Here is a 14,665-nt window from a genome sequence, read left to right as displayed (position 1 = left end):
GGGGATCCGGCTCCGAGCCGGCCCCGTCGTACCGAATGTGAACCATCTCGCCGATCTCGGCGTAGGTTCCCCTCTCGTGAGCAGCACGAACGGGGCGATCAAGAGCCTGGTCCCCGCCAGGATGGACAGACTGCCGTGGACACGGTTCCACTGGAGTGTCGTCGTCGGACTCGGGGTCTCCTGGATCCTGGACGGTCTGGAGATCCAGATCGTCTCCAACGCGGGCTTCCAGGCCGACCTGAACCTGTCGACGCAACAGGTGACCTCCCTCGGCACGATCTACCTGGTCGGCCAGGTGGTCGGAGCGCTGGTGTTCGGACGCATGTCCGACCGGCTCGGGCGGCGGAAGCTCTTCATCCTGACGCTCGCGATCTACCTGATCGGCTCGGGCGTCGCCGGTCTCGCCCAGGACTTCTGGTTCCTCGCCGCGTTCCGGTTCGTCGCCGGCCTCGGCATCGGTGGCGAGTACGCGGCGATCAACTCGGCGATCGACGAACTCATCCCCGCGAAGTACCGCGGCCACGTCGACATCGCCATCAACGGCACCTACTGGGGCGGCGCCGCGCTCGGTGCCTTCGCGAACATCTACCTGCTCGACACGGCCAACTTCTCGGAGAGCATCGGCTGGCGCATCGGCTTCTTCCTCGGCCCGGTGCTCGGCATCGCGATCATCTTCCTGCGGCGGCACATCCCCGAGAGTCCGCGCTGGCTCATGACCCACGGGCGCGAGGAAGAGGCGGAAGCGACCGTCACCCAGATCGAGGAGGCGGTCGAGAAGTCCACCGGCAAGCGGCTGCCGGACGTCGACGAGTCGAAGGCCATGACCGTCACGCCGACCGACCGCGTCGGGTTCCTGACCATCGCGCGCGTGCTGCTCAAGCAGTACCCGACGCGCACCCTGGTCGGGGCGTCGATGATGATCACGCAGGCGTTCCTCTACAACGCGATCTTCTTCACCTACGCGCTCGTCCTGACGAACTTCTTCGGCCTGAAGACCGCGCAGACGTCGATCTACTTCTTCCCGTTCGCGATCGGCAACCTGCTCGGACCGATCATCCTCGGTCGGTTCTTCGACACGTGGGGCCGTCGGCAGATGATCTTCCTGACGTACCTGGTGTCGGGGCTCGTCCTGGCGACCTCGGCGTTCCTGTTCCGCGCCGACGCGATCTCGGCGACAGTGCAGGTGGCCTTCTGGTGCGTGTCGTTCTTCTTCGCTTCCGCCGGTGCCTCGAGCGCGTACCTGACGGTCAGCGAGATCTTCCCCCTGGAACTGCGGTCGCAGGCCATCTCGTACTTCTTCGCGCTCGCGCAGATCTTCGGCGCGGTCGCACCGCTGATCTACGGTGCCTTCATCGGGGACGGGTCCTCGCGTGAACCGCTCTTCTGGGGGTACCTGCTCGGGTCCGCGGTGATGATCGGCGGTGGGGTGGTAGCCCTGGTCTTCGGGGTCGACGCCGCGCGGAAGGGGCTCGAGGACGTCACCCAGCCCCTGTCCGTCCTCACCGAGGACGCGGAACAGCAGCGACGCTGAACAGCGACGGCGGCCATGCAACATTCTGTATTCAGAGTGTTTAGCACGGCCGTCGTCGTGGTGTCACGGTGCTGACATGGCACTCCTCCACAGCGCGACACTCACGATGACGATCCACGACGGTGCCGGCGCGGCTGCCCAGGACGACCGCCGTGCGTGAAGCTGGCGGCATGGAGCAGTCACCGATGCGTGTCGGCCGGGGCGACCGCGATCCCCTCGGCCTCCAGCGCAGTCTGCTGCGCGACGCGGTCTTCCTCCGACTGCTCGACAACGTGCTGCGCGGTGAGTACCGCCGCGGGCAGCGACTGCGCCTGGACACCATCGCCGAGGACATGCGCGTCTCACGGACCCCGGTTCGCGAAGCCCTCGTCGCCCTCGAGTCACACCAGCTCGTCACCGTCCAGCGGTACGTCGGCGTGGTGATCACGCACTGGTCCGCCGGGCAGATGACCGAGCGCCTGCGCATCGCCCGCGCACTGGTCGTCGACCCGCCGGTGAGCGGCGCGGGGCGCGACGACCGCTTCGACCCGGCCTGGCTCCGCGAGTGCCGGACCGAGGCCGGGGCCTTCGTCGAGCTCGCTGCCTGGTTCCTCCGACGGCGCGGTGCCTCGGTGAGCGCCGACTGGATGCTGTCGCAGCGCACCGTGCTCGACACGTTCTTCACCGACGACGTCGCCCTGGCCAACGGGATCGACGCCGTGGTCGACCGGGCGCGGCGACTCGACCTCGTCGACCAGGCCGTGCGGGCAGCGGAACGCGACGCGGTCGACGACTGCGCCGTGGTGCTGCTCGAGCTCGCGGCGGCGCTCATCGCCCTGCCGGACCGGTTCCGGGTGGCCGTGGCCTCCTGAACCGCTCCGGCTGCGGGTTCGTACAGGTCGGCATCGAGCCCCGCGGATCCGGGGGTCGACGGCGGATCGGTGGGTTCGCTCCGACGACGTCCGCACTGGATCGCCAGGGATCTCCGTGGCAGCCTTGACCGGTTGCCACCCCGGCGCGTCCACCGACGACAGGAGAGCCCGTGAACGACGTCCGCGATCGCTCCCATCGTCTCAACCGAGCCGTCGGGATCGCACGGCACGGACGTCTCCGTCGGTCCGGACCCCTCCGGACCGTCGCTGCGCTGGTCACGAGCGTGGCCGTAGTCGCGCTCGTCAGCACCGCCTCCGTCGCCGCGATCGCCGCGAAGCAGGTGACCGACGACCTCGGTGACGGCGTGCGGATCGAGGGGCAGCCCGCGCCGCAGTCGGACGGCACGAAGGCCCCGTCGCTCAGCGCGTACAAGGGCGGCTTCAACATGCTCGTCGTCGGGACGGACAACGACCCGGACCAGTCCGCGGAGTTCGGGGAGCGCGATGCCACCCTCAACGACGTCAACATCCTGCTCCACGTCTCGGCCGACCACACCAACGCGACCGCGGTGAGCATCCCGCGCGACCTCGTCACCCCGATCCCCGCGTGCAGGAAGACCGACGGCTCCGGCACCGCGCCGGCCGTGGCCGCGCAGCCGATCAACACCTCGTTCGGCGACGGCGGGCTGAACTGCGTGACCCAGACCGTGCAAGGGCTCACCGGCCTGGACATCCAGTACTCGGCCGCGGTCTCGTTCAACGGCGTCATCGAGATGTCGAACGCGATCGGTGGTGTGCCGGTCTGCGTGGCACAGCCGATCGAGGACCCCTACACCGGGCTCGACCTACCCGCCGGCACCTCGACGCTGCAGGGCGACGAAGCCCTCGCGTTCCTCCGGACCCGGCACGGCGTCGGTGACGGTTCCGACCTCGGCCGGATCTCCAGCCAGCAGGTGTTCCTGTCGTCGCTGCTCCGGACCGTGAAGTCGAACGACACGCTCACCTCACCGGCCACCCTGTACAAGCTGGCCCGCGCCGCGGCGTCGAACATGCAGCTGTCCGAGAGCCTGAACGACATCGGGACGATGGTGCAGATGGGTCGGGCGCTGCAGGACCTCCCGCTGTCGCAGGTGAACTTCGTGCAGTACCCGGGCACGACCGGCGGCACCGGGGTCTACGAGGGCAAGGTCCAGCCGACGGCGTACCTGGCCGACCAGCTGTTCGCGAAGATCAAGGCGGATCAGTCGTTCTCCCTCGGGGCGGACAGCACGGGCATCGGGTCCGAGGCGAACGCGGCGCCGTCGGCAGCGGCCTCGTCGCCGGCTGCTGCGGTGCCGTCGGCTCCGGCGTCCGCACCCGCGGCTGCCGCCCCGTCGTCGCCTGCTGCAGCTGCTCCGACTGCGCCCGCTGCTGCTCCGACTGCCTCCGCGACGCCGGAGACCATCGACGGGCTCGAGGGGCAGTCCGCCGACCAGGAGACCTGCTCCAAGGCCTTCGGCTACTGACCCGGGCGCTTCTGGCTCTGGGGCCGCTGCCGAGACTCGGCGGAGGCGACGTTTCTCGGGCACCAGGCCCAGAGCTCCGTCGTCCAGCCCGAGTCTCGGGGCGTTCGGCCCGAGTCTCGGGAACCCGGAAGGTTGGAGAAGGGCCGCTCCCCGAGCGGGCGCCAGGCAACCGGGCGCGCCGGGCCCGGCTCGGAGAGCGACGTCGGTGCTGTGTCGCGACTACGGGGACGAGCCCCGGAATGTGATCGCCGCGTCTCGATGATGCTATTCACCGGGGTACGTCGGGACAACCCCGAGGTGTCCCCACTTCGGGGGACCCGCGTTCTGCGACCGTGCCACGCGCGGGTGCGCGGTCGGGTCGAGAGTGGCCCGGTCCTCCTGTATGGTGGTCGGAGCGCTCGCGAGAGCGCTTGGAGACGTCGCATAGTCCGGCCGAGTGCACCACCCTGCTAAGGTGGAGTCCCCTTTAGGGGACCGAGGGTTCAAATCCCTCCGTCTCCGCACCCCACGAAACCCCGGTCCGATCGGACCGGGGTTTCGTCGTCCCTGCGGCGGTCTGCACGCCGCACGCACCAGGTTCCGGCGGCGGGCGTCAGGCCGTAGCGACGCTCCCTGTCGAGGTCAGCTCGCCGACCCCGCGCGAACGCCCACGCCGTACGGCACCCATGGCGACGAGCGTCAGGGCCACGGCTGCGAGCGTGATGCCCGCACCCGCCCAGATCGGCGAGGTGTAGCCGAGCCCGGCGGCGATGGTGAGCCCACCGATCCAGGCACCCAGCGCGTTGCCGAGGTTGAACGCGGCGATGTTCGCCCCGCTCGCCAGGGTCGGCGCGTGGTCTGCGTACTGCATCACGCGCGTCTGCAGGGCCGGCACGGTCGCGAACCCGAAGGCGCCCATCAACACGAGTGCGATCACGGTCAGCACGGGTGAGGTCGCGACGAGGGCGAACAGTCCGAGCACCACGGTGAGGGCGACGAGCACGAGGAGCAGGGTCCGGTCGATCGAGCGTGCGGCGAGCTTGCCGCCGACGAAGTTCCCGACGAACAGCCCGACGCCGAACACCACGAGCAGCCACGGCACCGCCGAGGACGGGAACCCGGACACCGAGGTCAGCGTGTACGCGATGTAGGTGAACGCCCCGAACATCCCGCCGTAGCCGAGCACGGTCATGCCCAGCGACAACCACACCTGGCCGGAGCGGAAGACGCCGAGCTCGCGGGCCAGTGACGGCGTCTCGGCCTGGCGGACGGCGGGCACGAGTACGAGCACGCCGACCAGGGCGACGACACCGATCGCGACGATGGCCCAGAAGGTCGAACGCCAGCCGAGCGCCTGGCCGAGGAACGTGCCGAACGGCACCCCGAGCACGTTCGACGCCGTCAGTCCCGTGAACATCAGGGCGACGGCCGAGGCGCGCTTGGAGCGCTCGACCATGTTCGCGGCGACGACGGAGCCGATGCCGAAGAACGCTCCGTGGCAGAGTGCCGCGATCACGCGTCCGGACATCATGACCTCGTAGGTCGGTGCGATCGCCGACAGCGTGTTGCCGACGATGAACAGCACGAGCAGCCCGAGCAGGACGGGCTTGCGGGGGAGTCGGGTCGTGGCGGCGGTCAGGCCGAGGGCGCCGACGATGACGGCGAGTGCGTAGCCGGTGACGAGCCACCCGGCCGTGGTCTCGGTGACGCCGTAGTCGGCCGCGATCTCGGGCAGCAGGCCGGTGATGACGAACTCGGTCAGTCCGATGCCGAATCCGCCGAGTGCGAGGGCGATGAGTCCCGCGGGCATGGGGGTTCCTTCCGTTGTGCGGTGGCGCTGTGCCGCGTACGCTGGTTGTTGCAGGCGCGCGGTATCGATAGTTGCACACGCGGGGTATCAGCGCAAGCAACTGCACGCGCCCGCAACGACCGCAGCGACCGACCGCGCAGCCGACCAGAAGGAGCCCGATGTCCGTCGACGACACCTCCACCGCCGTCCGTGCCCACGGCTGGCGCACCCTGGCGGCACTGCACGGCTTGATCGAGACGCGACTCGAGCGCGCGCTGCGCGACGTCGACCTGTCCGTGGTCGAGTACACCGTGCTCGACGCGCTGCGCCGGCAGGACGGCTTCCACATGCGCATGCAGCAGCTCGCCCGTGCGGCGGCCCTCAGTCCGAGTGCCACGACCCGGCTGGTCAACCGACTCGAGGAGCGTGCGCTCCTCACCCGCGTGCTCTGCGCCGATGACCGCCGCGGGCTCTACACGGAGCTCACCCATGCCGGTCAGCGGCTGCTGGATGCGGCTACGCCGATCCACGCCGCTGCGCTCGAGGGGCGCTCGCCGAAGCGCGCGAGGTCCCCGAGCTCGAGGAACTCGCGGTCGCGGTCGACCGGCTCGAGGGTGCCAGCGTCTGATCCGTCGGCCGGGAGGCCCGGATCACCGCCGCCCCACGCGCTGCGGTCGTGCGGTGGCCTGCGTCTCAGGCCCGCGGCGGCGCTGTCGTGGACCGCACGACGAGCGACGGCGGCACCAGGACCCGGGTCGGGGCGGGTCGTTCGGCCGCGCCGACGAGTTCCACGAGCCGGTTCGCCGCGAGCCGCCCGACCTCGTCGTTGTGCGGGTCGACCGTGGTCAGGCGCAGCAGGGGTGAGGCGGCGAGCGGCGTCTCGTCGTTGCCGACCACGGAGACGTCCTCGGGAACCCGGAGTCCGGCTTCGTGCACGGCGGCGATCGCGCCCATCGCCATGACGTCGTTCGCGGCGAACACCGCGGTCAGGTCCGGGTGGTCCCGCAGTGCGCGGCGGGTGCCCTCGTACCCGGTCGTCTCGGACGTCGGGCCGTCGCCGTAGACCAGTGGCGCGATGCCGGACGCGACCATCCGCGCGACGGTGCCCTCGCGGCGGACCGCAGCCGGGCCTCCCGAACCCGTGACGTGGACGATGCGGCGGTGACCGAGTCCGATCAGGTGATCCGCTGCCAACCGGCCGCCGGCGGCCTCGTCCGAGGCGACGACGTCGAGCCCGCCGGGCACGTCGGCCCGGGCGCCGGCGACGACGACGGGGGTGTCGGCCGGCACGACGAGGTCGGGGAAGCCCTCGGCGGCGAGCACGACGCCGTCGACCCGCAGCGAGACGAGGTCGTCGAACGGCGAGGAGTCGAGGTGGGCGTTCGCACGGGTGTCCGCCAGGGTGAGTCGCAGGCCGTGTGGTGCGAGCGCGTCACGGATGCCGTCGAGCAGGGGGACGAACCACGGGTTGCGGAAGTCGTCGACGATGACGCCGACGGTGCGGGTCCGGGTGCCGGCGAGGATCGCGGCGGCGCGGTTGGGGCGGTAGCCGAGCTCGGCGGCGGCCGCGAGCACGGCCGAGCGGCGTGCGTCGGAGACGCCCGGGTCGTCGCGGAGCACCATCGAGACGAGTGACTTCGAGACGCCGGCACGGGTCGCGACGTCGATGATCGTCGGGGGTCGTGACACGCGGCTCCTTGACAGGACATGGGGTGGTCGGGCTACAGTCTACCGACACGTTCTGGAACGTTCCAGAATCGGCACCGGACTTCTCGAAGGAGAGAACCATGAGCGACAGCATCGGCGTCGCCGTCATCGGGGCGGGCATGGCGGGCAAGGCCCACATGGCCGCGTGGCGGAACGCACCCTCACTCTTCGCCCCGACGCTGCCGCCCGTGCGGCTCGTGTCGATCGGCGACGTGTACGAGCCCCTCGCGGCCGAGGCTGCGCAGCGCTTCGGCTACGCCCGCCACGACACGGACTGGCGAGCCATCGCTGACGCCGACGACATCGACGTCGTGAGCGTCGTCGTCGCGAACAAGCTCCACCGCGAGATCGTCGAGGGGCTGCTGGCCGCCGGCAAGCACGTCCTGTGCGAGAAGCCGCTGTCGGACTCGCTCGAGGACGCACGGGCGATGGCCACAGCGGCCACCGAGGCATCGCAGCGCGGGCTCGTCGCCCGCGTCGGCTTCACCTACCGCCGCGCCCCTGGCCTCGCCGCGATCAAGCAGCTCGTCGAGGACGGCACGCTCGGACGCGTCCTGCACGTCTCCGCCCGCTACTGGACCGACTACGGTTCGTCGCCCGACGTGCCCTTCTCGTGGCGCTTCGCGGGTGCCCCCGGCACCGGAGCCCTCGCCGACGTCGGCTCGCACCTGGCGTACGTCGCCGAGTTCCTGGCCGGCGAGGTGCAGAGCGTCAACGGCGGCATGTTCACCACCGCGATCACGAAGCGCCCGATCGCCGCCGGGTTCGCCCTGCGCGGCCAGGCCGTCCCGCTCACCGGTGAGTTCGCCGACGTCGAGAACGACGACTACGCCACCTTCAACGCACGCTTCGGCGACGGCTCGGTGGTGGGCTCACTCGAGGTGTCCCGGGTCGCCACGGCACACCCGAACGGCCTGGTCATCGAGGTCTTCTGCGAGAACGGTGCAGCGCGCTGGGACCAGGAGCGCGCCTCGGAGATCGGCCTCGCGCTGCAGTCCGACGGCTCCCGCCTCGGCGGGTACCGCCAGGTCGTCCTCGGTCCGGACCACCCCTACGTCGCCGGCGGCATGGCGATGGACGCGCCCGGTGTCGGCTGGGGGCAGAACCAGATGTTCGAGTACCAGGCGCGCGCGTTCCTCGACGAGGTCGCCGGCGTCGCGGACCCACTGCCGGCCAACGCCACGTTCGACGACGGCGTGCACAACATGGAGATCCTCGACGCGGTGGCACGGTCCGCCGGGGCCGGTGGGGCCTCCCTCGACGTGCCGTCCGTCCGCACCACCGAAGGAGCGCACGCATGAAGCTGGGTCTGTACAACGCGATCTTCCACGACCGGCCGCTCGCCGAGGCCCTGACGGCCATCGCGGGCAACGGCCTGACCGGCATCGAGCTGAACACCGGCGGGTTCCTGCCGCCGGTGCACGTGCCGGACATCGACGCGATCCTCGAGGACGACGCAGCACGTGACGCCTTCCTCGCCCGGTTCGAGGGCACCGGGGTGTCCATCGCCGGCCTGAACTGCAACGGCAACCCGCTGCACCCGGACCGAGCGATCGGCCAGGCCCACGCCGAGGACATCCGGCGCAGCATCCGCCTCGCCGCGCGCCTCGGCCAGGACCGCGTCGTCACGATGTCCGGGCTGCCGGCCGGCGAGCCCGGCGGCACCCGACCGAACTGGATCGTGAACGCCTGGAACTCCGCCGCGCTCGACGTCATCGAGTACCAGTGGAGCGTCGCCGTGCCGTTCTGGCAGGAGATCGACGCCCTGGCGCGGGAGCACGGGGTCAAGGTCGCACTCGAGCTGCACCCGCAGAACGTGGTGTTCAACCCGGCGACGATCCGCGAGCTCGTGGAACGTGGTGGCCTGACGAACATCGGCGTCGAACTCGACGCCAGTCACCTGTTCTGGCAGCAGATGGACCCGGTCGCGGTCGTCCGCGACCTCGGCGACCTGGTCTTCCACGCCGCCGCGAAGGACGTCCGGATCAATCCGCACGCGGCGATCAACGGCGTGCTCGACAACTCGTTCCGTCGGCTGTCGCCGGACGAGCCGCGCACGAACCTCGGCGGCGACGAGTGGGCCAACGAGTGGCCGAAGCCGTCCGCGTGGGACTTCGTCGCGCTCGGCAAGGGCCACGACGAGGCGTACTGGTCGGCGTTCCTCGAGGCCCTGCGCGAGGTGGACCCGGACATGTGGGTCAACATCGAGCACGAGGACACCGAGCTCGGTCGCGAAGAAGGGGTCGCGGTCGCCGCGAAGGTCCTGCTCGCAGCCGACACGGCGCTCACGACGCGCGCGTGAGTCGCGTCTCGAGACGCACCACGCGATCCGCAACGGGAGGCCCGTGGGACGTGCGCTGATCGGCTCACGCTCCACGGGCCTCCCGTCCAGTGCGCATGCGTGACACGCCCACCGGGCGCTGTCACCGGACCGATGTAGCATGCACGACACCTGTCCCGAGACGAGGAGCCCTGCGTGCCGGAGCCGACCGACCCCGCCTTCCCCCTCGAGCGCATCCGAGAGGTCGGCGACGCCATCGTCGCGTCCGTCTCGACGGTGATCGACGGCAAGACCGAGGCCATCCGCACCGCCCTCACCGTGATGCTGGCCGAGGGGCACCTGCTCGTCGAGGACGTCCCCGGCGTCGGCAAGACGGTGCTGGCGAAGGCACTCGGCGCCTCGGTGGGCGGCTCGGTGAACCGCATCCAGTTCACGTCCGACATGCTGCCGTCGGACGTCACCGGTGTGAACATCTTCGACCAGTCCTCGGGCACGTTCCGGTTCTCACCAGGGCCGGTGTTCGCGAACGTCGTCATCGGTGACGAGATCAACCGCACCAGCCCGAAGACCCAGTCCGCCCTGCTCGAGGCGATGGCCGAGTCGCAGGTGACGGTCGACGGCGTGACCCGGCAGCTCGACCGCCCCTTCATGATCGTGGCGACGCAGAACCCCATCGACATGGAGGGCACGTACCCGTTGCCCGAGGCGCAGCGCGACCGGTTCATGGCGCGCATCGCGATGGGGTACCCGAGCGTCGACGCCGAACGGCAGATGCTCGCGAACCGCGGCGGCGGCGACCCGCTGTCGCACCTGCGTCCGATCGTCGACGTGGCCACCCTCCACGGGATCATCGAGGCCGTGGCGAACGTCCACATCGCCCCCGACGTCGAGGCGTACGTCATCGCGATCGTCCGCTCCACCCGCACCCACCCCGACCTGGTGCTCGGCGCCAGCCCCCGCGCCACGCTGCACCTGGCCCAGGCGGCCCGCGCCCACGCGGCGTTGCTCGGCCGGCCGTTCGTCACGCCGGACGACGTCGCCGCCCTGGCGCCGATCGTGCTCGCCCACCGGCTCGTGCCGCTGGCGCGCGGACTCGGTGGCACGGGCGAGGACACCGTGCGCGAGATCGTCGTCCGCATCGTCTCCGACACCGCCGTGCCGTTCACGGCGACCCCCGTCCGCTCCTGATGCCCGGCCGATCGGCACCGTCGTCGCTGCTGCGGCGCACCGGTGCCGCGCGCTCGACGATCGGGCGCTTCGGCCGCCGTGGGCTGTCCCTGCTCCGGCGCACGCCGTTCCCCCGTCCGACCGTGCGCGGCTGGACCGTCATCGCGATCGGCATCGGGCTGATCGGGGGCGGGCTCGTGGGCACCACCAGCGTCGCCGTCTCGGCCGGGCTGCTGCTGCTCGTGCTCGTCGTGCTCGGCATCGTGATGGCGTTCGTGGTCGCCGCGCCGCTCCGGGGCAGCCGGAGCACGGCCCGCGCGATCGTGCAGGTCGGCGAGGTGTACCGCGAACGGATCACCCTCGGCAGCACCAGTCTGCCGATCGGCCCGCGGTCGACCCTGCTCGTCCGCGAACAGCTCGAGGACGCCTTCGCCAGCGCGTCCGAGGCGGAGACCTACGCGCTCGTCGGCCCGGGGGTCCCGCCAGCCGTGCTCGACGTCGAGGCGCTGGCGATGCACCGCGGCCGCACGCTGGTCGGACCCGTCACGATCCGGGTCGAGGACCCCTTCGGCCTGCTCCGCATCGACCGCCCGGTGGTGCCGGCAGAAGAGGTCGTCGTCGTCCCTGCGAGCGCACCGCTCGCCGCGATCGACACCGGCGCCCTCGCCGGGGCCGTCTCCGCCGACGAAGGACGGGTCGGGCAGGGCGGGTCCGCCGACGACAGCGAACTCCGGCCGTACCGTCCCGGCGACCCGATCCGTCGGGTGCACTGGGCGCAGAGTGCTCGCCGTGGCGAACTGCACGTCCGGCAGACCACGCAGGCGCAACCACCCGAAGCCGTCATCGCGCTCGACGTCCGGCGCGAGTCCTACCAGGGCCTCGGGCGTGAGGACCTGGCGGAGCTGTCCGACCTGGGCGGTGACCAGGCCTTCGAGCACGCCGTCGTCGTCGCCGCCAGTGTCGCCCGCGCCCTCGCCGCCCGGACCTCGCGCGTCGTGCTCGTGAGCGACGGACCGTCGGGCAGCACCCGGCACGCGGGTGACGTCGGCGGCCTCACCGACGTGCTCGTCGGGCTCGCGGACGTCCGGCTCCGCAGCGACGCCCGTCCGGTCACCGAGGTCCTGCCCGAGGTGCGTGGGCGGGACGTGCACGGCATGACCGCGGTCGTGACCGGCAACTGCACCGCCGAGCAGGCGGCTGAACTCGTGACGGCGACGAGCGGATCGAGCCGCGGGATCATGGCGACGATCGTGCCGCCGGACCCCGTCGTCCGGGGAATCCTCGACCGCGGGGGTGGCGCACCCTCGTGGTGCCCGTCGTCGGGGCGACCGCGTCCGGAGCCGCACGGTGAGCGGCACCGCTGCGTCGTCGCGCCGGCCGGTCGACGTGCGCGAGGTCCTGGACCGCGACGACGACACCCGTGACACCCCGAGCACCTGGGTCGTCGCGCTCGCGCCGGTGCCCGTCCTCATCGCCGCGCTCGCGATCCGCCCACTCGTGCAGGGCACCGCCTGGTGGGTGTCCGGCGTCGTGGTCGTCGCGGTGCTCGTGGCCGTCATGCTCGCGGTGCGTCGCCGGCCCCCCGGGGTCCGGTTCGTGGCACTCGTCGCCACTCTCGTGCTGTGCTCGTGCGCCGCCGCCCTGGTCAACGACGTGCAACCCCTCGGCTGGCTCGACGCCGACGGGGCACTGGGCGAGACGCTCGCCGCCATCCGCCTGAACCCCGCGCCGCTGCCGCAGACCGACGCGATCCGACTGGTCGTGACCGTGTCGATCGCCTGGGTGGCGGGCGTCTCGCTGTTCCTCGCCGCGATCGCCCGGATCCCGTCGCTCGCCGCCGCGCCCGCCCTCGTCATCCTCATCGTGCCGGGGATCATCACCGGACAGCCGGCGGGCACTGCGCTCGTCATCACCACCGCCGTCGCCTTCCTCGCGCTGCTGTGGCTGTCGGTCCGACCCGTGCAGCGAGCGCTCCCGGCCGCGGTCGTCGGTGCGATCGGGCTCGTCGTCGCGATCGGCCTGCCCGCGATCGTGCCGCTCAACGCGAGCTGGCTCTCCGGCGTCACCGGGGCCATCCAGTCGCCGATCCAGCCCGGGCGACCCGGCACCCTGCTCGAGCTCGGCAACGACCTGCGGCAGCCGAGCGAACTCGAGGTGCTGCGCTACCGGTCGTCCGACGGCCAGCCCGAGTACCTCAAGCTCGCCGACCTGGACGAGTTCGGCACCGGGGACTGGGTGCCGACGGTGACGAACGCCGCCGAGGCCGACACCGCCGACCAGCAGCAGTGGGCCGAGGGCGTGAACCCCCGCCTGGCGACCCGCGGCGACGTCACGGTCCGGATCACCGGGCTGTCGAGCACGTACCTGCCGGTGCCGTCCGGGGCGGTGTCGATCGAGTCGCGTTCCACCAACCTCGACCTGTCGCAGTGGCGCTGGATGGGGTCCTCGAGCACCGTGCGGTCGACCGGGCCGGCCACGCCGCGCGGTGCGACGTACGAGGTCTACGGTGCCTCGACCTTCGCGAACGCGTACCTCGACGCCGTCGCGGCCTCGGGTGTCCTGTCCCGTGCCGACGGCCGGGGGTTCCGCGAGCCGAGCGGTGACCAGCTGCAGACCGACCTGACGCTGCCGAAGGACCTCCCCGCGAACATCTCGTCGACCGCGGAGCGTGTGGCCGGGGCCGCGTCCGACGACTACGCCCAGGCCCGCGCCCTCGAGCAGTGGTTCCGCAGCGACCTGTTCACCTACTCCGAGACGGCCCCCGTCGAGCAGGGCTACGACGGCGACAGCATGGACGTCGTGTCGACCTTCCTGCAGGTGCGCGAGGGCTACTGCGTCCACTTCTCGTCGGCGATGGCCGTGATGGCCCGGACGCTCGGCATCCCGTCCCGGATCGCGGTGGGGTACCGGGCCGGTGCGGCGCAGCCCGACGGCGAGTACGCGGTGTCGAACCGGCAGCTGCACTCCTGGCCCGAGCTGTACATCAAGGGGGCCGGCTGGGTCGCGTTCGAACCGACGCCGGACTCCGACGCGGCAGCGCAGCCCTCGACCGAACCCACGGAGACCCCGACCGCGGCGACGCCCGAGTCCCCGCTGCCCGCGCCCGAGCAGTCCGCCCCCGCCGAGTCCTCGGCGACGCCGACCCCCTCGGCGTCGGCGCAGCCCGGTGCAGCCGGTGCCTCGGGTGGCAGCGGTCCGGCCGGCCTGCTGTTCGGCGCGGCACTCGTCCTCGCGTTGCTCATCGCCCCCGGACTCGTCCGAGCGCTCCGACGACGGTCGCGGTTGTCGGCCGTCGCCGCTGGTCACTCACCGGCGGTGAACGCCTGGCGTGAGGCCCTCGACGACGTCGCCGACCACGGCTACGCCCCGGGGCTGGCACCACCGGGTGACGCAGCGGCTGCGGCGCGGACCGCCCGGGCAGTCCTCGGACGACTCCGTCCGGTGCTGCCGGCGTCGGTGCTCCCGCACCTCGACGCCGTGGTCGACGCCGTCGACCGTGAACGGTTCGCGGCCGGCGGGGTCGCAGCGGTCGACGGTGGCGCGCTCGTCCGGCACGTGCAGCAGGCGCGGGAGGCCCTCGACGCCTCGGTATCCGGTGGACGGGTGCTGCGGTCGCGCCTGCTGCCGCCGAGCCTGCTGCCGTCGTCCGCGTGGTCGCACGAGGGTCGTCGGCGCTCCCGTCGCCCCGCCTGACCCCGGAGTCTCGGCTGGTGCGAGGTTGGCCACTCCGTGCGGCGCAACAAGCTCGCACCGAGTGGTCAACGCCGCACGGGATGGTCCCCGCTGCGCCGCGCCGCCGCACCACGCCGCCGTCGCACCGTGCGAGCGTTGCCGGGTGGTGCGAGGTTGGCCACT

The 14,665-nt window shown here is 71.7% G+C and carries 10 protein-coding genes, 1 tRNA gene and 1 pseudogene; 10 read left to right on the top strand and 2 right to left on the bottom strand.

What is annotated here, in order from left to right:
• The first annotated feature begins 76 nt into the window (after positions 1-76).
• The 4 genes from ACZZ0J_RS08090 to ACZZ0J_RS08075 all read left to right on the top strand — a co-directional run bounded on the left by ACZZ0J_RS08090 (position 77) and on the right by ACZZ0J_RS08075 (position 4,388).
• The gene (locus ACZZ0J_RS08090) at positions 77-1,531 is read left to right on the top strand and encodes an MFS transporter (RefSeq protein ID WP_323749084.1); all 1,455 of its coding nucleotides are present in this window, start codon (positions 77-79) and stop codon (positions 1,529-1,531) included.
• A gap of 170 nt (positions 1,532-1,701) precedes the next feature.
• Positions 1,702-2,382 carry a GntR family transcriptional regulator gene (locus ACZZ0J_RS08085; RefSeq protein ID WP_463436175.1) on the top strand — a complete coding sequence of 227 codons (681 nt, stop codon included), beginning with the start codon at positions 1,702-1,704 and terminating at the stop codon, positions 2,380-2,382.
• 284 nt (positions 2,383-2,666) lie between these two features.
• Positions 2,667-3,887, top strand: a complete 1,221-nt coding sequence (locus ACZZ0J_RS08080; RefSeq protein ID WP_463436174.1) for an LCP family protein — start codon at positions 2,667-2,669, stop codon at positions 3,885-3,887.
• A 412-nt stretch (positions 3,888-4,299) separates the two neighbouring features.
• A tRNA-Ser gene (locus ACZZ0J_RS08075) sits at positions 4,300-4,388 on the top strand.
• A 91-nt stretch (positions 4,389-4,479) separates the two neighbouring features.
• On the opposite strand, the gene ACZZ0J_RS08070 is transcribed toward ACZZ0J_RS08075, so the two are convergent.
• A complete protein-coding gene (locus ACZZ0J_RS08070) occupies positions 4,480-5,676 on the bottom strand; it encodes an MFS transporter (RefSeq protein WP_463436173.1) in 1,197 nt (398 codons plus the stop codon).
• 158 nt (positions 5,677-5,834) lie between these two features.
• Here ACZZ0J_RS08070 and ACZZ0J_RS08065 point away from each other — a divergent pair.
• Positions 5,835-6,283 (top strand): annotated as a pseudogene (locus ACZZ0J_RS08065) (MarR family winged helix-turn-helix transcriptional regulator).
• A 65-nt stretch (positions 6,284-6,348) separates the two neighbouring features.
• Here ACZZ0J_RS08065 and ACZZ0J_RS08060 read toward each other — a convergent pair.
• Complete coding sequence (locus tag ACZZ0J_RS08060; RefSeq protein ID WP_214548075.1) at positions 6,349-7,344, bottom strand: LacI family DNA-binding transcriptional regulator; 996 nt, start codon at positions 7,342-7,344, stop codon at positions 6,349-6,351.
• Between the two features lie 98 nt (positions 7,345-7,442).
• Between ACZZ0J_RS08060 and ACZZ0J_RS08055 the strand changes: the two genes are divergently transcribed.
• From ACZZ0J_RS08055 to ACZZ0J_RS08035, 5 genes are all read left to right on the top strand, one after another.
• Positions 7,443-8,663, top strand: a complete 1,221-nt coding sequence (locus ACZZ0J_RS08055) for a Gfo/Idh/MocA family protein (protein ID WP_463436172.1) — start codon at positions 7,443-7,445, stop codon at positions 8,661-8,663.
• Positions 8,660-9,664, top strand: coding sequence for a sugar phosphate isomerase/epimerase family protein (locus tag ACZZ0J_RS08050; protein ID WP_463436171.1), 1,005 nt, complete (start codon positions 8,660-8,662; stop codon positions 9,662-9,664). Before ACZZ0J_RS08055 ends, ACZZ0J_RS08050 begins: the two co-directional genes overlap by 4 nt.
• 174 nt (positions 9,665-9,838) lie before the next feature.
• Positions 9,839-10,831, top strand: coding sequence for an AAA family ATPase (locus tag ACZZ0J_RS08045; RefSeq protein WP_463436170.1), 993 nt, complete (start codon positions 9,839-9,841; stop codon positions 10,829-10,831).
• A complete protein-coding gene (locus ACZZ0J_RS08040; protein WP_463436169.1) occupies positions 10,831-12,234 on the top strand; it encodes a DUF58 domain-containing protein in 1,404 nt (467 codons plus the stop codon). Before ACZZ0J_RS08045 ends, ACZZ0J_RS08040 begins: the two co-directional genes overlap by 1 nt.
• On the top strand, positions 12,158-14,503 hold the full coding sequence (locus ACZZ0J_RS08035; protein WP_463436168.1) for a transglutaminase TgpA family protein: 2,346 nt from the start codon (positions 12,158-12,160) through the stop codon (positions 14,501-14,503). Before ACZZ0J_RS08040 ends, ACZZ0J_RS08035 begins: the two co-directional genes overlap by 77 nt.
• Positions 14,504-14,665: the final 162 nt, after the last annotated feature.

This window comes from Curtobacterium sp. AC272, from assembly GCF_979258155.1.
This window is presented reverse-complemented; position numbering and strand designations above follow the sequence as displayed.

Excerpts from the sequence above, each read along its gene's own strand:
- ACZZ0J_RS08085 (WP_463436175.1), top strand. The coding sequence starts at position 1,702 with ATGGAGCAGTCACCGATGCGTGTCGGCCGGGGCGACCGCGATCCCCTC.
- ACZZ0J_RS08070 (WP_463436173.1), bottom strand. The coding sequence starts at position 5,676 with ATGCCCGCGGGACTCATCGCCCTCGCACTCGGCGGATTCGGCATCGGA.
- ACZZ0J_RS08055 (WP_463436172.1), top strand. The coding sequence starts at position 7,443 with ATGAGCGACAGCATCGGCGTCGCCGTCATCGGGGCGGGCATGGCGGGC.
- ACZZ0J_RS08050 (WP_463436171.1), top strand. The coding sequence starts at position 8,660 with ATGAAGCTGGGTCTGTACAACGCGATCTTCCACGACCGGCCGCTCGCC.
- ACZZ0J_RS08040 (WP_463436169.1), top strand. The coding sequence starts at position 10,831 with ATGCCCGGCCGATCGGCACCGTCGTCGCTGCTGCGGCGCACCGGTGCC.